A 19,839-nucleotide genomic window follows, 5' to 3' on the forward strand; every position below is an offset into this window, starting at 1 on the left:
AACCTTCCGCATCCATGAACAGGAACGGCGTCATCGTCACCTGATACCCCCGATCCTTCAGTTCACGGATCGCCGCAACCACGCTATGATCCGAAGGCGTCCCGCCATAGTTCGCGCGGCCCTCCTCATCCTGCGAGACAAGATACGCGCCCGCCCGCGTCTCCCCGTCCACGCTCCACGCCCGCGGCACAGTCGTCCGCGTCCGCGTGTCCACACCCGGCCGGATCGCACACTCGCCCGCCATCAGCGAGGAGCCAAACCACCCCACCGTCAAAGCCACATGCGTCACCGCCGGCAGGTCATCCTGCATCTGGGCCAGCGACACGAGAAAATCCGCCCGCGCATCGCCGCCATGCACATTCAGTGGGCGCTCCCGTCCCGGCCCCAGCTGCTCGCGCACAATCTCCGTCGCATACACAAACTCGCCCGATGCCGGAATGATGTTCACGCCCGTCACGGTCGCCGCAAGGCTCCCGCCATCCGGCTCCGGCGGTCCGCGCAGCACTTCAAAAGAAAGCTGCGGAATCCGGTTCCCGAACGCTTCCAGCGGCAGGTCCTCGAACACGACATACGCGATCCCGCGATAGGCCGGCGCCGCCCCCTCGATCATCTCGATCAACGGATCCGGCAATTGTTCCTCCGTGCCCGAATGAAACCTGTGCACCACGCCCGAAAGATCAAACGGCTCCCCGTTCGCCCAGGCACGCGTGATCCGCTGTACTGGCCCCTCGCCCAGCGCCACGGCAAGGCTCACCGAATACCGGAACGTCTCCACGCGCGGCCCGCCCTTGCCGCCCGTCCGTTCCTTCCGCCGCCGCTCGGTAAAGCGCGACGCCCAGATCAGATGCCCGCCCACGCGCATCCGTCCGCTCACGCAGGCAATGCCCGTGCCCTCCGCTGCGCCCATCAGCGCCAGTTCGCCAACCCTCGGCCCTTCCATCGGCGCCGCGAAATGCGCATCGATCGCCCCGCCAAGCGCAGCACCTGCCGCACGCCCGATCATGGTCCCGCCAATCGTCCGCCCGAGCAGGCTCAGCCCCTGCGGCAGAAATTTCCGCCCCAGCGCTGCGCCCACTTCCGAAAACACAACCTGCGCCATTCAGTCCTCCACCCCCGGAAATTCAAACGCCGCCACCACGCGCCGCTGCCACCACGGCGTCATCCGCGTCTCCACCACAGAGCGCCCCCAATACGCATGCACCACCGACGCCTGCCCTGTCAGCACGCCGCAATGTTTCGCCGGCACACCCGTCCCCATACGGAAGATCACCACATCGCCCGCCCGCGCCGCGCCCGGCGCCACCTCCCGCAAGTGCCGCCGCGCCGTTTCCAGCAACGTCTCCTCGCCCAAGGCCTCTGCCCAGTCCTGTGAATAGGGCGGCGCTCGCTCCGGCTCCGCACCAAAAAACGCCCGCCACACGCCCCGCACCAGCCCCAGGCAATCGCTGCCAGCGCCCTTCCGGCTCGCCTGATGGCAATACGGCGTGCCGATCCAAGCCCGCACCTCCGCCACAATCTCCGCCCGTTTCATCGCCGCCCGCCCGTATTCCCACTCGCCGGCGGCCACGCCACCAACACGTCCGTACCCGGCAGATGCGGAAAGCCGCGAAAGTTCGCCGCATTCCCGAGCACATCCCGGCAGGTCTCGAACCGGTGATCGCAGGCCACCCCCGGAAACGCTTCCACATCCACACCGCACCGCGCATCCCCCAGCACCGCATCGCACCGGCGCGCATAAACCCGCCCCACCGGCCGCTCGAGTTCCGCCTTCAGCGACACAAGCTCCGCCTCAAACGCCGCGCCCACCCGGTGCACGCGCGTCATCCGCCCGCTCCACACCGCGATGACATGCTCCGGCGCCTCCCAGTCCACACGGATCACCTCAAGGCCCGCGCCGTCCCACAGCCCCGCCTCCAGGTCTTCCTCCGTGATCGCCGCATGCGCTAGCGCGCCGCGCGCCTCCGCCTGCCCGGGCGCCAGTGAGCGCGACAGTGCAAACTGCACGCCCTCGATCGCCCCATCGGGCGCATAGGTCTGTCCGTCCACGGTCAATGCCCGGTCATGCTCCGTCGCGCGCAGCACGAACCCGTCCGCCCGCGTCAGCGTCCAGCACAGGCACGTTGTCGTCACGCCACTCGCCAGCGCGGCGGCAAACTCTTCCGATATCAACTTCATGGCTTCACCCCACCAGCTCGATCAGCGGCACACGGATCACCCGCCCCGCCCCGAACGCCTCAAGATTGATGTCGAGCCGGTCCACATCGAACCGCACCGGGCAGTCGAACAGGAACCCCGCCGTCACAACCGCGCCCTCCGCCGGCGCTGCCGCCAGCGTCACCACGCCCGTCGCGGCATCCACCTCCGCCGCGGCCGCAACACCGTCCACCGCCACACTTACGCTCCCCGCCACCGGCTTCCAGATGCGCCGCCGCCAGTCGCCATAGGCTTTCGTCAGCTCAAAGACGGTCTGCGCCCCGTCGCCGGTCCCGATCTCCTGATCAAGCATCGAAGGCAGCGCTCCCGGCGCACAGGAACGGTCGTCCACCCGGTCCCGGAAGCGAAACCCGTGTAGCCGCCCGCCCCGCGCCTCGAAGAACGCCGCCAGCGCCTGCAACCCATCCAGCGTCGTCACCGCGCTGCCGATCTCCCATCGCCGCCGCGAGCCTGCCCACACGGCATTGCGCGCCTCGCGCCCACCCGTCAGCGCCACCACTTCCACGCGCCGCTCCGGCCCACCACTCGCCGCCAGCGCCAGCGGCGCCGGCAAACTCACCTCATGAAACTGCGCCAGGCTCACAGGAACCGCCCTCCGCCCTGCACCATGCGCGCCAGCATCGCGGCAATCGCCGCGCCCTGCCCCAGCGCCGCATGGTCGTCCGTACCCGGCGCAAAGTTGAAACTCGCCGAAACATTCGCCCCCGGCGCCTGCCGCAGGATCAGCGCCTCTGCCGCCACCCGTGCCAGGTCGCGCAGCATTGCGTCCGCCATTCGCTTGAAATCCAGCTCACCGCTGCGCGCCGCCTGTCCCAGCGAGGCCGATATCTGCTCGCCCGCTTCGCCAAACGCCGCCGCCAGCGCATCCGCCGCGCCTGCCAATCCTTCTGTCATCGCCTCTCTCCTGTTTCATTCATGTCCGGATGATCTGCCATAATCCGCTCCATCTCCGCCCGCATCGGCGCCCGCCCGTCCGCTGCCAGCCAGCGCCATTCGCGCAGGCTGAGGCGCCAGAACGCCGCCGGCAAAATCCCCACGTCCCGCGCGGCGCGCAGCATCTCGCCCCACGGCAACATCACGCGCCCAGCCCCCGCCGGAACGCCTCGGCTATCGCCGCCGCCGCCGCGCCCGGCGCCGCGTCTCCGCGCGCCAGTTCCGCCGCCTCGCCGCCACCCCGCAGCAGTGCCGCCAGCACCACCTGCATGTCCGCCGCCGAAGACGCCCTCAACCGCGCCTCCAGCTCACTGATCCGGCTGCAGCCGAACGCCGCCTCCAGCTCCGCCAGCGCACCCAGCGTCAGGCACAGCCGCCGCTCGGTCCCGCCAATCATCAGCCCCACTTCGCCGCGCGCGCCGTTCATCACACCGCCCCGAAACTCAGCGCGCCCGCGCTTTCCAGCGCCACGGAAAACTCCGCCTCGCCATCATGCGCCCCGCTCCAGCTCAGTTCGGTGATCTGGAATGCGCCTTCCAGAATGCCGAAATCCGGCAACACCAGCTGCCACACCGGCGTCTCGCCTGCGAAGAACACCGCGCGCATCCGCGCATCAGATGCCGCATCGCGAAACACGCCCCGCCCGCTCACGCGCGCGGTCTTCACACCCGCTCCGGCCAGCAATTCGCGCCAGGCATCCGGGCTGTCCGCACCGGTTGCGTCCACAGAAGCACTGCGCAGATCAATCCGGCTCGCCCGCACGCCCGCCAGCGTCACGAAGCCCGCCCCGCCATCCGAAATCTTCAGCAGGATATCCCGCCCACGCTGCGCGCCCATCAGGCTGCCTCCTCTGTAATGATCCGTATCCGGACAAGGCCGCGAAACGCCCGTCTGTCCGCCTGCCGCATCGCATCGCTATAGGTCACATGCGCCAGCACAACGCGCCCCTCCGGCAGGTTCCAGTCCGCCGCATCCACCGCTGCCCGAAGCGCCGCCAGACCCTCCCGGGCCTCGCGCACGCCACCATCCCGCGATGCCGCCGCCAGCGTCACCACATGCTCGCTCGCCTCGCCGAGAGACGCGCCAATGGGCCGGCACTCATGCCGCTCCAGCCGCACAAACGGAAAGGCCGGCGCCTCCGTCTCGTCGTCATAGATGCGCGCGCCGAACATAGCCGCCACGCCGTCATCCGCCCGCAGCGCCGCCATCAGCGCGGCCTGCACATTCGCCTCCGCGCTCACAGCCGCACCTCCCGGCGCGCCGCCATCGCCGCCGTCACGCCCGCCACATCTCCGCCCCGCCGGTCTCCTGCCAGATACGCCGCCTGCACCCAAAGCTTCACCGCATGCACCAGGTCCTCCGGCACATCTTCCGCGCCGCCATACCCCGCCACGAACATCACCTCGATCGCGCCTCCCAGAGGCACCACCGGCAGCGCCGCAAAAGGCCGCAGGCGGAGATTTCCGCCCTCCAGCCGGAACCGCCCGGTCATCAGCTCCTCGCCGCCCTCGCCGTCCACACGCACCACCGCCACCAGGGCCGTCGCCGGCCCGGGCCGCAGCTTCACGCCGCCACGAAAAAGGCCATGCGGCCACTTCGTCCAGCGCCGCTTCAGCGTCCGCGAGACAAGCGCCAGTCCGCTCGCCACTTCCACATGCGCCCGCCCCGCGCGGATCAGATCCGTCACAAGGCCGTCTTCCGCCTCGTTGCCGATGCGCAGGAATTCTTTCGCCGCCGCGAGGGTCAAAGGCTCCTCGTCTGGCGGTGTCATCACCGTCAGGTCCGTCATTTCAATTGTCCTTGTCAGGAAGAGGTGGGCCGCCCCGCGTGCACTCAGCGGCGCGGCCCGTCCGGGATCAGATCATGTCCCGGAGTTTCACGATGATATCTCCGCCCATGGGCAGGCCCACATGGCGAACAAGCTCATTGTCGATGCCTGTCTCGGTGCCCCGGATGAGCGCGGCGATGGCTTCCGCCACCTTCGTCGTGAATTCGTCCTGCTGTGGCTTGGTCAGCGCCGCCGCCTGGCGGATGATGGCCACAATCACACTCTCGATCATGTCGTTTCTCCTTCGTTGATCGCTTGATAAATCAGAACTTCATCACCTTCACGGCATCGAAATTCTGCACGCCGCCGCCCACACGTTTGGTCGTGTAGAAGAGGACGTAAGGCTTCGCCGAGAACGGATCGCGCAGCACGCGCGCGCCCTGCCGATCGGTAATCAGGTAGAAACGGCGGAAGTCGCCAAAGGCGATGGCCGCATTGTCCTCTCCGATATCCGGCATGTCCTCGATTTCTGTCACCGGATAGCCGAGCAGCGTCGCCGCCTCGCCCGCAATGCCCGGCTGCCAGAGGTATCGCCCATCCCCGTCCTTCAGCTTACGGACGGCCGACACCGTACGCCGGTTCATCACGAAACGTGCATTGCTGCGGAACTGGCTTTTCGGCGCATAGACAAGATCGATCAGCTGATCGGCCGCATCCTCATCCGTAAAGTCGCCCGGCACGAAGCCCACCTTGCCCCAGGTATGCGAGGCCTCCGCCACCAGCTCATAGTCGAGAAAGCCCTTCGGTTTGCCGTTGCCATTGCCCGTCACGAAGGCTGCCGATTCCTGCGCCGAGAACGCGGTTTCCACCTCGTCTGCCAACCAGGCATCAATGTCCGCATACGCATCTTCCAGAAGCGTCTGCGTCGCCGCCGGCATGGCGTAGAGCTCGCCCGCCGGGAAAGTCAGCAGGTCGAGACCCGTCACAGCCGTTTCCGTCCGCGCCGCTTCCTCGCCCACCCAGGCCGCCGCCGCGCCGAGGCCCACCGGCTTGCGATACACGCCCGCCGATGTCTGCCGCACGGTTGCAATCTGTCGCATCGGGCTCGCCGCCAGCAGCCGCGCCTCGATCAGCCGGTCCAGCTCCGGCGGCGCTACATGTCCGCCCTCGCTGCCCGTCCCGGTGTTCAGCGATTTCACGTCGAGCCGGCCCACACCGCTCTCGTCGCCCGTGCGCAGGTAGCGCGTCCAGGCCTCGCGGTGCTCATCCATCTCCACGCTCGCCGCTGCCGCCGCTTCCGGGCGCGCCATCTTGAGGCTCAGCGCCTCCAGCCGGCGGTCGATGCGCGCCAGGCGTTCATCCGTCAGCGGATCGCTTGCGCCTTTCTTCTCCATCTCGGCAAGGCGCGTGTCATTCGCCTCCCGATAGGCTTCGAACACCGCCATCATCTCGGCCGTGTCGCCCTTCAGGGCCTTGGTTTCCTTGGTCATTTCTTCTCCTTTGCAGACCAGAATATTCATGCCGCGCGCGCCGCGCCGGCACCCCTCACATCAAACCGCGCCATCCGGTGCATCGGCTCAGCCACGATTGAAACTTCCACAAGATCGACCTCGATCAGCTCGCGCCCGCCGCTTACACGCGGCGTCCACATCTTCGCGTAGAAGCCGATAGACAGGCCCCGCGCTCCGCTCTCGATCAGGCGGAACCCCGCCTCGCATTCGATCAGTCCACGGACGAACAGGCCATAGCCATCCTCCGTCGCGCGCACCCAGCGCCCGGCCGTCGCCGCAGCCCGGTGCCCGATCAGCAACGGCACACTCGCCCGCCGCGCTAGACTGCGCGCAAACGCCCCCGCCCGCACGACATCGCCCGAAAGGTCCGGCGTGCCGAACACGCTCGCATATCCCTCGATCAGCATCGGCTCACGGCGCATCGCGGGCCTCCAGCTTCCGCTCGATCCGGTCCAGCTGCAGGCGCACCGCGCCCAGCTCTGCCTCCACGCGCGCCAGCCGCTCGGCTACTGGCCGGCTCTCGCGCACCCGCTCCTCCAGCGTCTCAACCCGCTCTGCCGCCGCGCCCGCCCACAGCAGCACGCCTGCCGACTGAACAGCCACGGCAAGCACGATCCCGATCGTCAGCCTGCGGTCGAAACTCATTGCTCCAGCCCCGCAATCCGGCGTTTCTCTTCGCGCGTCAGGAAGCTCGCATCCTCCAGCCGCGCCCACAGCGCCTCGCGCTCAGCGGCAAGCGCCGGGACGGCGTCGAGGTCCACCCTCACCTCGACATCCGTCCCGAACGCCCCGTCCAGCCACCGCGACAGCGCCTCCGCCAGTCGCGCCGCCAGCGGCAGGACAGTCATGCGCCAGAAGGCAAGGTTCGCCTCCCGGTAGTTCGCATACGTATTATCGCCGGGCATCCCTAGAAGCATCGGCGGCACGCCGAGCGCCAGCGCAATCTCGCGCGCCGCCGCCGCCCGCGTCGCCTGGAAATCCATCTCCGCCGGCGACATCGACAGCGCCTGCCATTGCAGCCCGCCCTCCAGCAACAGCGGCCGCCCGGCATTCGCCGCGCCTGCAAAGTTCGTCTCCAGCTCTTCCCTCAGCCGGTCAAACTGATCCGGCGTCATGGTATTGTCGCCGCCATAGACCAGCGCGCCCGAAGGCTTCGCCGCATTGTCGATCAGCGATTTCGCCCAGTCCGCGCTCGCATTGTGCAGGTCCAGCGCCCGGCGTGCCGCCGCCAGCGGCGGCAGGCCCATCACATCATCGCCTGGATGGTAGAACTTCACCTGCAGCACCGGCATCCAGCCTTCGCCGTCGCGGCGCACCGCCCGCTCCTGGCCATTCCGCCCACGGATCATCCAGACTTCGGCCCAGCCGCGCGCATCTACCAGCGGGCGCACCGCCGTGCTGCGCAGCGGAAACAGCGCCGCCACCTCCGTCTCGGCCGGCAGGCGCACGGCCTCCACGAACGCATTGCCGGTCAGCAGAAGTTCCGAGAACACCGCCTCCAGAAACCCCGCCTGCGCCATCTCTGGCCCCGGCTGGCGCATCAGACGCGCGGCGCCCTCATGCTGCGTGCGCAGCGGGATAGAGGCCGCCGCCTCTGCAACCATCCGTACACACCGGTTCGCCACCGCGTTGCGCAGATAGCCGTCGCGGATCAGCGCGCCGGCATCGCGCCCGCCCCAGCTCGCCGCTCGAGGCTCACTCAGCAGCGCCAGCGGCACAGCCGCCTTCGCCTCACGCGGTTTCGTTCCAAAAGGCCATGTCCAGTTCATGTCGGGGTCTCTTCGCTCCGGCTGTGTCGATGGCCGTGAAGCTAACCCCGCTGGATACCCCACCGGATTGGATCGGGCGGTTTTGCCCGATATTTTTTATGCCCCTTTGTATTCTTGTGGTTTTTTCATCCCGCAGAATGGGAAAATGTAGGCGCAACTGTTTTCTTATGCGACCAAATCTGCCATCAGGACGAGGCAAGAACGGACAAGAAAACAGAGAGCAAACCTTCCATGTCGGCCCGTATCATTTCGATTGCCAACTCCAAGGGCGGGGTCGGCAAGACCACCACCTGTGTCAGCCTTGCCGAAGCCTTCGCCGCCTCCGGAATGCGCACGCTGGTCATCGATCTCGACACCCAGGCCAACGCCTCGCTGCTGATCTTCGGCCATGCCGGCGACGAACACCTGTTCCAGGCCATCAACGACTACGCCACCATCTCAGACTGGCTGCTCGAGAATTTCTTCGCCGGCGAACAGCGCCGCCTGTCCGAATTCATCGTCACCAATGCCAGCGACGTCACCTTCAAGGGCAAGACCCTGCCGCTGGACCTGATCCCCTCCTCGCCCCGCCTGCGGAAAACCGAGCGCGAGCTGATCTTCGAGCTCACCGCCAAGGGCTATGCGATGGAAGCCCTGCAGAACCAGGTCGGCAAACGCCTGCGCGACGACCTGAACCTGCTCAAGGTCGACTATGACGTCATCCTGTTCGACTGCCCGCCCGGCATCTCGGTGATGACGGAAACCGTCCTTGCCGCCAGCCACCTGATCATCGTGCCGACCATTCCGGACTTCATGTCCACCCTCGGCCTCGACCTCTTCACTGGCGACATCATGAAGAATCTGCGTAACCGGGATATCGAGACGCTCCCGGTCGTGCTGGCCACGCGCTATGATGGCACCAATCACCAGCAGGTGGTGCTCGGCGCGATGCGGGATGCGGCGAATGCCAAGGAAACCGAATTCGCCATGTTCAAGACTGTCGTGCCGCTGAAATCCGGCTTCGCCACAAATCCGATCGAGCTCGGCCCGGACCCAACCCTGCAGGCCAAATGGCCGGGCGACGCCCTCGGCATCGTCGAACAGCTGCTCGGTGAAGTGCGGGAGAAGCTTGCATGAGCTTTGCGGGCGGCTCCCCCGGCTTCAAGGCCATCCAGGCTCTCGTCGCGGCGCAGGAAGGCCGCCTGTCGGTCGCCGACAAGGACTGGGCTGCCGCCGCCGGCCTCATCGTCAAGAAACTGCTCGTCTCCGGTGGTCAGACCACGGACAGCCTGAACGCCCTGCGCGCCGCCGTGGGCGATGAGATTTTCGACGCCCAGCTGAAAACCCTGTCCCACCACCAGGCCAAGTTGCTCGCCCGCCGCCTCGACAAATCCGTCCCGGACCTCGAAATCTCCACCGCCCGCGCCGCCATCGCCTGGATCCGCACCGCGCTTGCCCCCATCGCTCCGCCCACGGACGAACCGGCGGAGGAGGAAACGGCAACGGAAGAAACTGTTCCCGAAACCGCGGAAGACAACGGCACCGACGAAACACCCCCCACCAGCCCCAACCCCTATTTCGGCCGAAAATCCTTCCGCACGGGTTGAGCCTGACCCCACACCCCCACCTCTCCGAAGACCCCTGCGAAGGCAGGGGTCCAGAGCCACGACCGCAAAGCTTACCGTTCTGGATACCTGCCTGCGCAGGTATCTCAGGAAACCGTCTTCGACAAAGCCTGAGCCCTACCCCGCCCTGCGCCGCCCGGCCTCAGCCGCAGCATCATTCGCCGGCGCGCCCACAGACACTGCCGCCGCCGAAACAGCCCACACCGCACGGAAGGCCATCGCCGCCATCTTCGCCTTGTCGCTGCCCGCACCCGCCATGTTCAGCAGGCCGTCCACAAACGCTGCCGGTGCAGTCTTCAGCTTGTTGCCGGTCCACACCGCCGCTGCGCCGAAATTCACCTGCTCGGTAATCTCGCCCTGCGATGCCATGCCCATCACCCGCACCGGCACCCGCGCGCCATGTTCCGCCGCCAGCCGCACCAGCGCGTTCGAGCCGGCCCTGGCGAAGATTGCCTCGATCCGCACACCCCGCGCCGCAAGTTCCGGCAACCGGGCGAAAATCTCCTTCGCCACCGGCGCGTCCGGGCTCGCCGCAATCACCTGAACGGTCTCGCCGCGCCCAAGCCTGCCCAGCAGGTCTGGCAGCGAAATCGGTGTCTGGCGGGCGGCGGTCTGCGGGGTCATCTCGGTCGGCCTCATGCTTCACCGGCAGCAGAAAGGCCGCCAGCTTTCACCGGCGACCTTCCGCAGAATCCGTTTCCGCACGGTTAATACTTTCAGACTCCGGGCCGATCTCCCGCATCTGCAACAGGTTCCGCCTCGTCTTCGCCCGGCATACCGGGGATCATCGCCTGCAGCACCATCTGCTGGAACGCCCCCGGCATGAACCGGTAAGCAACGAAATTCGCTTTTGATTCCGGCATTTTGAATGCCGGCACACCAGCCGCCCTCGCGGGTTCCGGCTCCTCGTAGGGTGTTGCTGCGGGCTCTTCCGGCTCCGGCTTCGCCTCATCCTTCTTCATCAGCGGGCTGCCGGCCGCCATCAGCCGCCGCTCAATCGCCGCAGACGACACCCATGTCCGCTTGACGATCTTGCCCTCCTGCCAGGCGATCAGCAGAGTACTGAGGATCTGAGACTCCTGCTCCTCCGCCAGCGCCCCCCTCACGGGCAGCGCGATATGCACGTCATCATACATCGTGAAGATGTAGGGCCGCAGGAAGCTGAAATCCTCGTTGTTCTGAATCTCCTTCGCCCCGCTCACCAGCGCCAGCGGGCGCTCCTTCTCGCCGCGCAGGTCGCGCATCATCCGGGCGAAAGCCGCGAACTTCTGCCCCGGCTGGCTCCAAAGCGCGGACAGGAACAGCAGCGCGTCAATCACGATCGCCAGCCCCAGCGGCAGCGCATCATCGCGCCTCAGCCCCTGCTGCGCTGCCACCAGCTCCTTCACCTCGCGGCTCGACATATCCTCCTGCGGCACCTCTTCGCCCTGCCGCGCCAGCACTTCGCGGATCGCTTCACGGCGCAGCGCGTCCTCGCGCTCGGTTTCCGTCTGCGTGCGCGGCCCGTCGATGATGCCCCGCACCGGCCCCGTCAGCGTGTACCAGAACCGGTCCAGCGCCTCGCGCGTCGCTGCCGCGCCGGCATAGGCATCAAGGTCCGAAATCGGCAGGATCGGCAGCGCCGCCAGATCAGAGGCAACCCCGTTCAGCTGGCTCGCAATCGTCGTGTTATAGCACTTGAAGCGGTTGCCCGTGCCTGCCTCCACGCGCGTCAGCGACGGGTTGGCATATTCGCCGGACCATGTGCGCAGGTCGTTGGTGTAGTTCTTCACGCTCTGGCTCGTCGCCAGCGCTTCCAGTGTCGCGCCCGCCTTGTTTGCCGCACCGGCCGCCGAACGGAACACCTGCTCGCGCTCCGCAGGTGTCACTTCGCTTGCAGTCTTCGCGCCCAGCGCACGCACCTGTTCGATCTGTCCACGGACGGTTTCCGCTTCCGCCCGCACCGCTTCTATCTGGGGCGTCAGCGCCATCACCAGCGCGTTGATCTCGCCTGCCCGCGCCGCCAGGTGGCGTGTGCGCGGCCCATCACCGCCGCCAGACACCTCACCGCACTGGTTCCCGCTCGCCCGCTCCGCCGCCGACAGCGCCGTGAAATTCGCATTCAGCGTCGTCAGAGTGGTCAGCGTCGCCGCAAGCTGCGTATCTGCCACCGTGATCTCCCGGTCAAACACAGTCAGGAACCGCTCCGCATCGCCCACGGCCTGCGAGCGCGCCTCCAGCTGCGTCCAGTAGAACGCAAAGCCGAAACTCACCGAAATCAGCAGCGTCACCACATAAGTCGCCACCAGTGACATCCGCGGCCAGAAACTGCGCCCGGAGCGGAACACCTCGCTCACCGAATACGCCATGATCAGCGTCGTGGCGAAGATGAACAGGAACACGCCGACAACGCCCAGGATGCCGAAGCTGTTATCGCCGGACTTCAGCACCTGCAGCATGCCCGTATAGGTGCCGATGAACGAGATGGTGATGAACACCGCCAGGCTGAACACAGGGATCGAGGCGAAGATCGGCAACGCCCTCGCCGCCGCCGCCATGCGGCTCATCTGCCGCGCAGTTGCGTCTATCGCCGCGCCCGCCTGCACTCCTCCGCCTGCGGAGGATGGCCGCTCACCGCTGTCATTCTGCCAGGGAAATTTCACGTCCGTCCTCCAGGAGATCCTGCAACAACACATCCGCCAGCGGTGCCAGCGTCCCGCCCCCGAGACCCCTGGCAAAGGCACCGCGCGGCGAACCCGCACCTAACGAAATCACATAGGAATAGGCGCGCCCGTCTTCAAACTCGATCCCGCCGGCAATCCACCAGTCGGACTCGTCAAACGTGCCGCCGATCGTGCGCACCGGCACCGTGCCTGTCTTGGCCACATGCACGCGCACATCTTTGCGCGCCGCCGCGCACCAGGCATTCAGCCGTCGCAGCGTGCCCTCCTTCGCGTCACACACCGGCTCGCTCAGAACCGCGCGCAGGAAGGCCGCCCCGGCCTCGCTCACGGGCTCTTCCAGTTCGAAACTCGCCCGCGCGGGCGTCTCCTGCCGGAAGGTGAAATCGCCATTCGCCAGCGGCTCGATCAGGCGGTAGCGCTCCACGAAATAGGGCGCATTCACGGCCCCCTGCTTGCCGCGCGCGGCCTGCATCGCCACCGCCGCCAGCCAGTGCACCGCCCGCGGCCGCCCGGCATACCGGCCCAGCGCCACGCTCGTCGCCACCGGCGTGCTGCGATGGTTCTCCGGCAGATAAAAGCCCAGCTGGTCCATCAGGCTCACCGTCTTCTGGATCGTCGTGCCCTCGCCCATCGCCCTCACGATCGCCGGGTTCAGCGACGATCCGAACGCCCGGCGCAGCGTCACGCGCGCCGGTGTCGGGCGCACCCTCGCGCCTGCGCAGCCGTCCTGCAGCCCGTCCATGCACGCATTGCTCACGCTCCGGCCGGCATCCGTGATCCCGCCTTCCGCCAGCAGCAGCGCCGCCGCCAGCTTCGCCACCGATCCCACCGCCCGCGTTTCTTTCGCCCGGTCATACGGTCCCTTGCCGAAACCGCCGATAACCGGCCGCGTCGCTCCGTACCCGGAATAAGCCGTCGTCGCGCCCGAATTGTAATAGCGCACGATCCGCCCCTCGGCATCGGCCGCCACCATCACCAGCGGCGTATCGCCCTCGCGGATCGCCAGCGTGCCATCCTCGCCGATCTCATGGCGCGGCAGCGCGCCCGTCCGGTAACGCCCGCCCGCCTCCAGCCCGGCGCCCAGCGCAATCGCCGCCTCCCGCGCCTTCGCCCGGAAGGCGGTATTGTCCGCCACGTCCAGCGTCACGAACACTTCGCGCACCTTGCCGCGCCACGGGTGGCTCCCTGTCAGGCGCGTCGGTTCGGCCTTGCGCTCCACCACCACCGCCTTCGTCGCCCGCGCCGCCTCCGGCGGGTCCGCCAAGAGGTCCGTCAGCTCCGCCACCACTTCGCGCTGCACATTCGGCGCCAGCTCCTTCGCCAGCCGCATCGGCGCCAGCAGCGGCTGCTCCGCCATCATGCCCTTCGCCTGCAGCACGCCCAGGAACGCGGCGTCGGTACGCCCCACATTCGCCGGCGCGCGCAGCTCCGCCAGCCGCTGGCGCGTGCGCGCCCTCAGCCGGTCATTCTCGATCACCAGCGTCCCGTCCGCCAGCCGCGCCTTGTCGCTCGCGCACAAGAGTGCCCGGCGCATGTCCTCCTCCACCCCGATCAGGTCATAGAGGATTCCCGCCCGCCGCTCCGCGCTCTCCGGCCAGGCAATCGGCCGGCGCACCGCCGCCGCCAGCACCAGCTGCTCCGCCGCGTCCAGCTCCTCCGCGCGCTTGCCGAACAGGAACTGCCCCGCCGCATACACGCCATAGATGCTGCCCTGCTCGTCGCCCCCGCCCTGCACCAGCGGAATATGCTGCGAAAACCACCGCGCCAGCGCCGCCGTATCGCCGTCTTTCACAAGGTAGCGGTTCAGCACCGGCGCCGCGCTCAGCTCCTGATACTTGCGCACCAGCGGATCGGAATTCCTCGAATGCATCTTCCACATCGAGCGCGCCAGCTGCATCTCGATGGTCGAGCCGCCCCGCGAACTCACCGGCAGCCGCGCCAGATGCAGCGCGTCCACGCCGTACCGGTTGCGCCACTCGCCCCGGTGGCGGTCCTCTGTGTACACCACACACCGCCAGAAATACGGCGGCGCCTCCGCCACCGGCACCGCCTTGTGATCGGGCGAAGCATCAAACGGCGCCAGCTCCCCGCGCCCGAACTCGCCGAGATGGTCGTTCTCCGTCTCCGCATGCACGATGCCGAAATACCGCCCCTCGCGGTCATAGAGGGCCACCGCCCGCGCCCGCATGTCGGCAAACTGGAACTTGTTCCACCGCGCCTTGCCGTCGATCAGCAGCGCCCCGTTCAGCCACCCGAACCAGGCCAGCGCCCCGAAATACAGAACGAAAACAACCAGCAGGAACACACCGAACGTCCGCCGCTGCCCGCCCTGCACCACCACAGCCGGCACCCGCGTCGTCCACCGGAGGACACTGGCGCCGGCATCCGCCAGCGTCTCAAGAACGCGCGCAAGCAATCGCAAGGGCGGCAGAATCCTTCTGCGCTTCGGCTATGGTTACCGAAACCTTAACGGAGATGAATGCGGCGTGAAGAAGGCGAATGCAGCGGGGCCGCTACCCCTCAATCAGCTTCGCCCTGAGATCCCCCTGCAGCGCGTCATCCACGCCCAGCACATCCGTCAGATAGCCCTGCACCGAGCCTGCCCGCGCCTCGATCACCGCAAACGCCCGGTCGAGATAGCGCAGGTGCACGCCCATGAACGGCCGGAACACTTCCGCCGGATAATCCTTGCCCAGCATCGTATTGAAATACGCCGCCGCTTCCGGCAGCCGCGTGTCCACGCCCACCGCCGCATTCGTCAGATCATAATCGGCGCGGATATCCGCCTCATCGACACCCAGCACATGATGCGTCAGCGCGCACAGAATGCCCGTGCGGTCCTTGCCCGCCGCGCAGTTGACCAGCCCCGCCGCCTCGCCCGGCGCCTCGGCCAGGTGCACGAACCAGTCGCGGAACAGCGCCTGGTGATGCGCCTTGAACGGCGCCTTCTCGTAATACTCGACCATCCACTGGTCTGCGGCCTCCGCATCGACGCTCATCTGCGTCAGGAAGCGCATATGAGGCGCCTCGGTCTCGCGCCCGCCATCATTGGTGATGATCGTCGGCACGCGCAGCCGGCTCTTCTGCTTCTCGCGCTCATCCGGCCGGCGCAGGTCCGCCTGCACATGGATGCCCAGCGCGTCCATCTTCGCGAGGTCCTCCGCCGAAGCCTCGGCATGATGGCCCGACCGGTACAGCCGCCCCATCCGCACCCGCCCGCCATGCCGGCTGGCATACCCTCCGAAATCCCGGAAATTGCGGACATTCTCAAGCGCGATCAGGCGCGGTCTTTGCGTCGTCATACCTTGCGACCTAATCCGCGCCCGCCCGCCCGTCCAGTGACAAACCTGTGTCACCTCGCGGCATCCCGCACGCTGCGCCCTCCTCCCCCGTTCACGGCGGAGGTGCCCCGAAGGGGCGGAGGGGGGAGACCCTGCCACTCCCTCTTGCCGATCAATCCGAAACCGCCAACACTCCCCCCATGCCCCTTCCTCCCGACCGCCTCGACGCCATCGCCCGCACCGTCCACGAAGCCCTGCGCGGCTGGGCCGCCGCCCACGGCCAGCACGACATCCCCGCCTGGGACGACGCGCCGGACTGGATGCACGCCTCGACCCGCGAAAGCGTCCTCCACGCCCTCGAGAACGGCGGCGCCGACGGCCGCTCGCAACACGAACAATGGCTCGCCCAGAAACGCGCAGACGGCTGGCGCCACGGTCCCGTCAAGGATGCCGGCAAGAAAACCCACCCCCTGATGATCCCTTGGGAAAACCTGCCCGACTGGGAACGCCGCAAGGACACCCTCATCAACGCCCTCGCCCGCGCGCTGGCCTGACCTCAGGCCGCCGGTTTTGCCGCCACCGTGATCTGCACACCCAGCGCCTTTGCCACACCCAGAAGTGTCGACAGTTTCGGGTCGCCTTTCTCGCTGAGAGACTTGTACAGCCCCTCCCGCGTCACGCCGGCAATCCGCGCCACTTCCGCCATGCCCACGGCCCGCGCAATATCATTGAGCGCGAGATTGATGAACTCGACATCCCCTTCCTCGAAGGCCGCCGCGAGATAGGCCGCGCGGTCTTCCGGGGTTTTCAGGTGATCCTGAATATCGAACTTCGTCGTTTTCAGTGCCATCTCAAAGTTCCTTTGCCATTTCCTTTGCCACCGCAATGTCGCGGGCCTGCGTAGACTTGTCGCCGCCGCAGAGCAGGATCACAACCTCCGTACCCTGACGGACAAAATAGACGCGGTAGCCCGGCCCGTAGTGAATCCGCATCTCGCTGACACCCTCGCCAACCGGTTCCGCGTCACCGAAATTGCCAATCTCCGCCCGGCGGATACGCGCCGCAATGCGGATCCGCGCATTATTGTCCCGCAGCCCGGCCAACCATGCGATGAATGTCTCGGACTGCCGGACTTCGATCATTTGTAATCTATAGTTCACACAGATGCGTCTGTCAAGTGATTGTAATCTACAGATTACAAACCTGCCCCCACCCCTTGAATCTCCATCGACACTCTCGCCTCTCTGGCGTATCCAGAAGAGGGGGAAGAGGACGCGCATGGGACCGGTCTTCATTTCATATTCCAGCCGGGATCGTGACCGCGTGGCGGAACTCGCCAATGCGCTCACCCGCCACGGCTTTACCCTCTGGTGGGACACCCAGCTGCCCCCTGGCTCCGACTGGGACGAGCGCATCCAGCGCGCCCTCGAAGCCGCCGAAGTCGTCCTCGTCGTCTGGAGCGAAGCCTCGATGGAATCGCGCGAAGTGCGCGCCGAGGCGACCTATGCCCTGCAGGAGAAAAAGCTCCTGCCCATCCGCGTCGATGATGTCCGCCTCTGGGCGCGCTACAATATTGTTCAGTATGAGGACGTTTTCTCCCGCCCGCCGGAAGAAGACCCAAACTGGCCCGTCGTCGTGAAACACCTGAAGCGCCATGCCGAAACGCCGGGTCCGGACGGCATCGCCGAAGACACCGCGCCCATCCGCGCCGCCCCGCGCAAGGCCCGGCCCGCCCGCGGCGGCGCCGTCGTGCCCGCTTCGATGATCCTGCCCTCCGCCTTCACCGGCGCCGGCGCACTCACCTTCCTAACCTGGCTGATCGCCGGCGGCGAAGGCCTCGCCTCGCAGGTCCAGCTCTACAGCGCCGTCGCCCTCCTCGCCGCGGGCGGCATCACGTCCGTCCTCTCCTTCCTCCGCACGCCAAGGGCCGGTTGAACCATGGAAGAACGTCCCGCCTCGCGCACCGTCACCGCCTATGCCCGCGGGCTTTACCTCGCGCAGATTTTCCAGCTCGCCGTCGCCGCCATCGCCATCCTCGCGGTGGCTATCGGCGGCTACATGGTGGTCAAGCAGCGCAATGAGCTTCGCGCCATCGCCGCCGAGCGCGAGAAGGAAGAGATCCGCCTCGTCGAAATCACCGCCGAGCAGGAAATCAAGCTGCAGCTGAACGAAACGCTCACCGCCGCGATGGTCGCCATGTCGGAAGCGCGCCCCGATGACGCCTTCGGTTCGGAACTTGCCTATTCGCGCGCCCTCAACGAACTCGAAACCGCGCTCGCCCTCCTCCCCGAGGAACCGGCAGAGGCCGCATCCGATGCCTGGAAGAACACGCGCCAGACCATCGGGCGCATGATGGTCGGCACGCTCACAAGCGCCCAGCGCCTGCCCCAGGCCATTGAAGTTCAGAAGGCCCTGCTCGCCCGCGAAACGCCCGGCACCGAAATCTGGGCCGGCTATGCCATTGGCCTCGCCGCGTTGCACTGCCAGTCCGGCGACACCGCCTCCGCCGCCGCCATCCTCACCGCCGAGCTTCAGGCCGGCTTCCCCGACCTGCTGAACGACAATGCCTTCGTCACCGCCTGCGGCGCCATCGCGCCGCCCCCGCCCGCGCCCGAAATGCCGGATCGTTCCGGCGGCGATAAGTCGGTCGGCTTTGACGACCTGCTGGAAACCCCCGCCCCCTCCGGCGCCATCACGCGCGTCTTCCTGCACATCCGCACCGAGAACCAGCGCCGCGCTGCTGCCAACATCGCTGCCCGCCTCTGCGAAAACCGCAGCCTCTCCGTGCCCGGCATCGAACTTGTCGCCGCCCCGCGCGGCTATCCGCCCAACGCCCGCGCCATCTATTATTACCCCGATCAGGCCGCAGATGCCGCCGCCATCGCCGCCATCGTGCAGGCCGAAATCGCGGGCCTCGGCATCGGCAGCTGGAACCAGCCGCTTGAGGCGCGCCTCTATCAGGCGGAAAACCTGCCGCGCGACCGGGTCGAAATCTGGCTCCCGGATATCGGCGGCGATGCCGCCAGCCTCGGCCCCGGCCAGCATTCCTGCCGCGCCCGGCTCACCCCGGCGCAGGAAATTTCCCAATATGTCCGCGAACTGAACGATCCGGAAAGCGCCAACCGCCTGAATGCCGGCCAGCAGGTCACCAATGCCCTGCGCAGCGACGCTGCCGCATCCACCATCGACACCCTCCTGGCTGAGCTTGAAGGCGAGCGCCTGCAGGCCCTCTCGGCCACCGGCCGCTTCAACGTCCTCTACATGCTGAATACCGTGCCGGACTGGGCATCCCGTCCGCAGGCGGATCGTCTCACCGCCGCCCTCGCCACCATCGAAGGGCGCTCGGCCACTGTCGCTATCGGCGGCCAGACGCGCGACTGCATCGACAAGCTCAAGACCAAACTCTCCGGCGGCGCCGCACCCGACACCTGCGGCGGCCGCTAGAGACAAGAAACCCCTGACACAGAAACCCATTGGGGAGATGGAGAAGTAAAATGTTCAGAACCACATTGCTCACCGCCGGCGCCCTCGCCGCGCTCACCGCCTGCGGCTCGGTACCCACTAGCCCGCTCGCCAGCCTGTTCGACATTCCGGCCACCTGCACCAATCCCACGGGCCTGACCACCAACATGATCTGCGCCGGCTCGGACCTCGTGCAGACCGTCGCCAGCAAGCCGGAGCCGCGCCGCACCTTCGCCTATTCCGAGGACGACGCCTTCGACCTGCAGCTCTCTTCCTCGCTCGGCGCCGGCCTCGAGAAAGTCACCGTCACCGTGCCGGATACCATCACGCTGCCGCTGAAACACATCGCCGATCAGGCCGTGCCGACCGTCGACAGCGAGCGTCTCGTCTTCTGGCTCGCCCAGATCCGCAACACCGGCGGCGAAGTAAAAGCCTGCGAAATCCAGCTCGAAAGCGCCATCGCCGGCTGGCTCGTCAAGATGGGCGCCGACTACATGAAGCAGCGCCTCACCTACGGCCCCGCCGACAAATACAACGCCGTCGTCCGCTTCGACAGCCAGGCCGAAGGCAGCCCCATCCGCGAAATCATCTTCACCCCCCGGACCGGCGCTGCCCTGAGCTGCAGCTGACTTGC

The 19,839-nt window shown here is 67.1% G+C and carries 26 protein-coding genes and 1 pseudogene; 6 read left to right on the forward strand and 21 right to left on the reverse strand.

Features of this window, described 5'->3' with window-relative positions:
* From ACK4TE_RS09175 to ACK4TE_RS09245, 15 genes and pseudogenes are all read right to left on the reverse strand, one after another.
* A pseudogene (locus ACK4TE_RS09175) lies at positions 1–1,099 on the reverse strand (hypothetical protein); the annotation flags it as partial.
* Positions 1,100–1,531, reverse strand: a complete 432-nt coding sequence (locus ACK4TE_RS09180) for a DUF6950 family protein (protein ID WP_409911202.1) — start codon at positions 1,529–1,531, stop codon at positions 1,100–1,102.
* A complete protein-coding gene (locus tag ACK4TE_RS09185; protein WP_409911203.1) occupies positions 1,528–2,175 on the reverse strand; it encodes a DUF2163 domain-containing protein in 648 nt (215 codons plus the stop codon). The genes ACK4TE_RS09180 and ACK4TE_RS09185 overlap by 4 nt, the downstream gene beginning before the upstream one ends.
* A gap of 4 nt (positions 2,176–2,179) precedes the next feature.
* On the reverse strand, positions 2,180–2,797 hold the full coding sequence (locus tag ACK4TE_RS09190) for a TIGR02217 family protein (RefSeq protein WP_409911204.1): 618 nt from the start codon (positions 2,795–2,797) through the stop codon (positions 2,180–2,182).
* Positions 2,794–3,108, reverse strand: a complete 315-nt coding sequence (locus ACK4TE_RS09195; RefSeq protein ID WP_409911205.1) for a phage tail tape measure C-terminal domain-containing protein — start codon at positions 3,106–3,108, stop codon at positions 2,794–2,796. The genes ACK4TE_RS09190 and ACK4TE_RS09195 overlap by 4 nt, the downstream gene beginning before the upstream one ends.
* The gene (locus tag ACK4TE_RS09200; RefSeq protein WP_409911250.1) at positions 3,105–3,290 is read right to left on the reverse strand and encodes a phage tail assembly chaperone; all 186 of its coding nucleotides are present in this window, start codon (positions 3,288–3,290) and stop codon (positions 3,105–3,107) included. The genes ACK4TE_RS09195 and ACK4TE_RS09200 overlap by 4 nt, the downstream gene beginning before the upstream one ends.
* Positions 3,290–3,574, reverse strand: a complete 285-nt coding sequence (locus ACK4TE_RS09205) for a GTA-gp10 family protein (protein WP_409911206.1) — start codon at positions 3,572–3,574, stop codon at positions 3,290–3,292. Before ACK4TE_RS09205 ends, ACK4TE_RS09200 begins: the two co-directional genes overlap by 1 nt.
* Positions 3,574–3,984 carry a phage major tail protein, TP901-1 family gene (locus ACK4TE_RS09210; RefSeq protein ID WP_409911207.1) on the reverse strand — a complete coding sequence of 137 codons (411 nt, stop codon included), beginning with the start codon at positions 3,982–3,984 and terminating at the stop codon, positions 3,574–3,576. Before ACK4TE_RS09210 ends, ACK4TE_RS09205 begins: the two co-directional genes overlap by 1 nt.
* Complete coding sequence (locus ACK4TE_RS09215; RefSeq protein ID WP_409911208.1) at positions 3,984–4,388, reverse strand: DUF3168 domain-containing protein; 405 nt, start codon at positions 4,386–4,388, stop codon at positions 3,984–3,986. The genes ACK4TE_RS09210 and ACK4TE_RS09215 overlap by 1 nt, the downstream gene beginning before the upstream one ends.
* The gene (locus ACK4TE_RS09220; protein WP_409911209.1) at positions 4,385–4,936 is read right to left on the reverse strand and encodes a hypothetical protein; all 552 of its coding nucleotides are present in this window, start codon (positions 4,934–4,936) and stop codon (positions 4,385–4,387) included. Before ACK4TE_RS09220 ends, ACK4TE_RS09215 begins: the two co-directional genes overlap by 4 nt.
* A gap of 67 nt (positions 4,937–5,003) precedes the next feature.
* The gene (locus ACK4TE_RS09225; RefSeq protein ID WP_409911210.1) at positions 5,004–5,207 is read right to left on the reverse strand and encodes a hypothetical protein; all 204 of its coding nucleotides are present in this window, start codon (positions 5,205–5,207) and stop codon (positions 5,004–5,006) included.
* Positions 5,208–5,238: 31 nt separating this feature from the next.
* Entirely contained in the window at positions 5,239–6,405 is a 1,167-nt protein-coding gene (locus ACK4TE_RS09230) for a phage major capsid protein (RefSeq protein ID WP_409911211.1), read from the reverse strand.
* Between the two features lie 26 nt (positions 6,406–6,431).
* On the reverse strand, positions 6,432–6,848 hold the full coding sequence (locus ACK4TE_RS09235; protein WP_409911212.1) for an HK97 family phage prohead protease: 417 nt from the start codon (positions 6,846–6,848) through the stop codon (positions 6,432–6,434).
* Positions 6,838–7,071 carry a hypothetical protein gene (locus tag ACK4TE_RS09240; protein WP_409911213.1) on the reverse strand — a complete coding sequence of 78 codons (234 nt, stop codon included), beginning with the start codon at positions 7,069–7,071 and terminating at the stop codon, positions 6,838–6,840. The genes ACK4TE_RS09235 and ACK4TE_RS09240 overlap by 11 nt, the downstream gene beginning before the upstream one ends.
* Entirely contained in the window at positions 7,068–8,195 is a 1,128-nt protein-coding gene (locus tag ACK4TE_RS09245; RefSeq protein WP_409911214.1) for a phage portal protein, read from the reverse strand. Before ACK4TE_RS09245 ends, ACK4TE_RS09240 begins: the two co-directional genes overlap by 4 nt.
* Before the next feature lie 231 nt (positions 8,196–8,426).
* Between ACK4TE_RS09245 and ACK4TE_RS09250 the strand changes: the two genes are divergently transcribed.
* On the forward strand, positions 8,427–9,311 hold the full coding sequence (locus tag ACK4TE_RS09250) for a ParA family protein (protein ID WP_409911215.1): 885 nt from the start codon (positions 8,427–8,429) through the stop codon (positions 9,309–9,311).
* A complete protein-coding gene (locus tag ACK4TE_RS09255) occupies positions 9,308–9,781 on the forward strand; it encodes a hypothetical protein (RefSeq protein ID WP_409911216.1) in 474 nt (157 codons plus the stop codon). The genes ACK4TE_RS09250 and ACK4TE_RS09255 overlap by 4 nt, the downstream gene beginning before the upstream one ends.
* 135 nt (positions 9,782–9,916) lie before the next feature.
* On the opposite strand, the gene ACK4TE_RS09260 is transcribed toward ACK4TE_RS09255, so the two are convergent.
* The 4 genes from ACK4TE_RS09260 to ACK4TE_RS09275 form a co-directional block, all read right to left on the reverse strand.
* Positions 9,917–10,423, reverse strand: a complete 507-nt coding sequence (locus ACK4TE_RS09260) for a hypothetical protein (protein WP_409911217.1) — start codon at positions 10,421–10,423, stop codon at positions 9,917–9,919.
* 92 nt (positions 10,424–10,515) lie between these two features.
* Positions 10,516–12,441: a hypothetical protein gene (locus tag ACK4TE_RS09265; RefSeq protein WP_409911218.1), complete on the reverse strand. Its 1,926-nt coding sequence runs from the start codon at positions 12,439–12,441 to the stop codon at positions 10,516–10,518.
* Entirely contained in the window at positions 12,419–14,884 is a 2,466-nt protein-coding gene (locus ACK4TE_RS09270; RefSeq protein WP_409911219.1) for a transglycosylase domain-containing protein, read from the reverse strand. Before ACK4TE_RS09270 ends, ACK4TE_RS09265 begins: the two co-directional genes overlap by 23 nt.
* Before the next feature lie 91 nt (positions 14,885–14,975).
* Positions 14,976–15,764, reverse strand: coding sequence for a tyrosine-protein phosphatase (locus ACK4TE_RS09275; RefSeq protein WP_409911220.1), 789 nt, complete (start codon positions 15,762–15,764; stop codon positions 14,976–14,978).
* Between the two features lie 179 nt (positions 15,765–15,943).
* On the opposite strand from ACK4TE_RS09275, the gene ACK4TE_RS09280 reads away from it, so the two are divergent.
* Entirely contained in the window at positions 15,944–16,297 is a 354-nt protein-coding gene (locus ACK4TE_RS09280) for a RyR domain-containing protein (protein WP_409911221.1), read from the forward strand.
* A 2-nt stretch (positions 16,298–16,299) separates the two neighbouring features.
* Here the strand turns inward: ACK4TE_RS09280 and ACK4TE_RS09285 are convergent, their stop codons facing one another.
* Positions 16,300–16,593, reverse strand: coding sequence for an addiction module antidote protein (locus tag ACK4TE_RS09285; RefSeq protein WP_409911222.1), 294 nt, complete (start codon positions 16,591–16,593; stop codon positions 16,300–16,302).
* A 1-nt stretch (position 16,594) separates the two neighbouring features.
* Positions 16,595–16,885 carry a type II toxin-antitoxin system RelE/ParE family toxin gene (locus ACK4TE_RS09290; RefSeq protein ID WP_409911223.1) on the reverse strand — a complete coding sequence of 97 codons (291 nt, stop codon included), beginning with the start codon at positions 16,883–16,885 and terminating at the stop codon, positions 16,595–16,597.
* 136 nt (positions 16,886–17,021) lie between these two features.
* Here ACK4TE_RS09290 and ACK4TE_RS09295 point away from each other — a divergent pair, with 136 nt between their 5' ends.
* Genes ACK4TE_RS09295 through ACK4TE_RS09305 form a run of 3 tightly spaced genes read left to right on the forward strand, consistent with a single transcriptional unit; the run spans position 17,022 to position 19,834 of the window.
* Positions 17,022–17,678 (forward strand): toll/interleukin-1 receptor domain-containing protein, encoded by a 657-nt coding sequence (locus ACK4TE_RS09295; RefSeq protein ID WP_409911224.1) that lies wholly within the window; start codon positions 17,022–17,024, stop codon positions 17,676–17,678.
* 3 nt (positions 17,679–17,681) lie between these two features.
* Positions 17,682–19,187, forward strand: coding sequence for a hypothetical protein (locus ACK4TE_RS09300; RefSeq protein ID WP_409911225.1), 1,506 nt, complete (start codon positions 17,682–17,684; stop codon positions 19,185–19,187).
* A gap of 50 nt (positions 19,188–19,237) precedes the next feature.
* Positions 19,238–19,834, forward strand: a complete 597-nt coding sequence (locus tag ACK4TE_RS09305) for a hypothetical protein (RefSeq protein ID WP_409911226.1) — start codon at positions 19,238–19,240, stop codon at positions 19,832–19,834.
* The last annotated feature ends 5 nt before the right edge of the window (positions 19,835–19,839 follow it).

Origin of the sequence: Hyphomonas sp. (assembly GCF_046313975.1) — a bacterium.
In the GTDB taxonomy this organism is placed as follows: Bacteria; Pseudomonadota; Alphaproteobacteria; order Caulobacterales; family Hyphomonadaceae; genus Hyphomonas.

Excerpts from the sequence above, each read along its gene's own strand:
- ACK4TE_RS09185 (WP_409911203.1), bottom strand. The coding sequence starts at position 2,175 with ATGAAGTTGATATCGGAAGAGTTTGCCGCCGCGCTGGCGAGTGGCGTG.
- ACK4TE_RS09285 (WP_409911222.1), bottom strand. The coding sequence starts at position 16,593 with ATGGCACTGAAAACGACGAAGTTCGATATTCAGGATCACCTGAAAACC.
- ACK4TE_RS09240 (WP_409911213.1), bottom strand. The coding sequence starts at position 7,071 with ATGAGTTTCGACCGCAGGCTGACGATCGGGATCGTGCTTGCCGTGGCT.
- ACK4TE_RS09250 (WP_409911215.1), top strand. The coding sequence starts at position 8,427 with ATGTCGGCCCGTATCATTTCGATTGCCAACTCCAAGGGCGGGGTCGGC.
- ACK4TE_RS09225 (WP_409911210.1), bottom strand. The coding sequence starts at position 5,207 with ATGATCGAGAGTGTGATTGTGGCCATCATCCGCCAGGCGGCGGCGCTG.
- ACK4TE_RS09205 (WP_409911206.1), bottom strand. The coding sequence starts at position 3,574 with ATGAACGGCGCGCGCGGCGAAGTGGGGCTGATGATTGGCGGGACCGAG.
- ACK4TE_RS09280 (WP_409911221.1), top strand. The coding sequence starts at position 15,944 with ATGCCCCTTCCTCCCGACCGCCTCGACGCCATCGCCCGCACCGTCCAC.
- ACK4TE_RS09235 (WP_409911212.1), bottom strand. The coding sequence starts at position 6,848 with ATGCGCCGTGAGCCGATGCTGATCGAGGGATATGCGAGCGTGTTCGGC.
- ACK4TE_RS09275 (WP_409911220.1), bottom strand. The coding sequence starts at position 15,764 with ATGACGACGCAAAGACCGCGCCTGATCGCGCTTGAGAATGTCCGCAAT.
- ACK4TE_RS09305 (WP_409911226.1), top strand. The coding sequence starts at position 19,238 with ATGTTCAGAACCACATTGCTCACCGCCGGCGCCCTCGCCGCGCTCACC.
- ACK4TE_RS09200 (WP_409911250.1), bottom strand. The coding sequence starts at position 3,290 with ATGTTGCCGTGGGGCGAGATGCTGCGCGCCGCGCGGGACGTGGGGATT.
- ACK4TE_RS09300 (WP_409911225.1), top strand. The coding sequence starts at position 17,682 with ATGGAAGAACGTCCCGCCTCGCGCACCGTCACCGCCTATGCCCGCGGG.
- ACK4TE_RS09255 (WP_409911216.1), top strand. The coding sequence starts at position 9,308 with ATGAGCTTTGCGGGCGGCTCCCCCGGCTTCAAGGCCATCCAGGCTCTC.
- ACK4TE_RS09260 (WP_409911217.1), bottom strand. The coding sequence starts at position 10,423 with ATGACCCCGCAGACCGCCGCCCGCCAGACACCGATTTCGCTGCCAGAC.
- ACK4TE_RS09295 (WP_409911224.1), top strand. The coding sequence starts at position 17,022 with ATGGGACCGGTCTTCATTTCATATTCCAGCCGGGATCGTGACCGCGTG.
- ACK4TE_RS09245 (WP_409911214.1), bottom strand. The coding sequence starts at position 8,195 with ATGAACTGGACATGGCCTTTTGGAACGAAACCGCGTGAGGCGAAGGCG.
- ACK4TE_RS09210 (WP_409911207.1), bottom strand. The coding sequence starts at position 3,984 with ATGGGCGCGCAGCGTGGGCGGGATATCCTGCTGAAGATTTCGGATGGC.
- ACK4TE_RS09220 (WP_409911209.1), bottom strand. The coding sequence starts at position 4,936 with ATGACGGACCTGACGGTGATGACACCGCCAGACGAGGAGCCTTTGACC.
- ACK4TE_RS09230 (WP_409911211.1), bottom strand. The coding sequence starts at position 6,405 with ATGACCAAGGAAACCAAGGCCCTGAAGGGCGACACGGCCGAGATGATG.
- ACK4TE_RS09195 (WP_409911205.1), bottom strand. The coding sequence starts at position 3,108 with ATGACAGAAGGATTGGCAGGCGCGGCGGATGCGCTGGCGGCGGCGTTT.
- ACK4TE_RS09290 (WP_409911223.1), bottom strand. The coding sequence starts at position 16,885 with ATGATCGAAGTCCGGCAGTCCGAGACATTCATCGCATGGTTGGCCGGG.
- ACK4TE_RS09180 (WP_409911202.1), bottom strand. The coding sequence starts at position 1,531 with ATGAAACGGGCGGAGATTGTGGCGGAGGTGCGGGCTTGGATCGGCACG.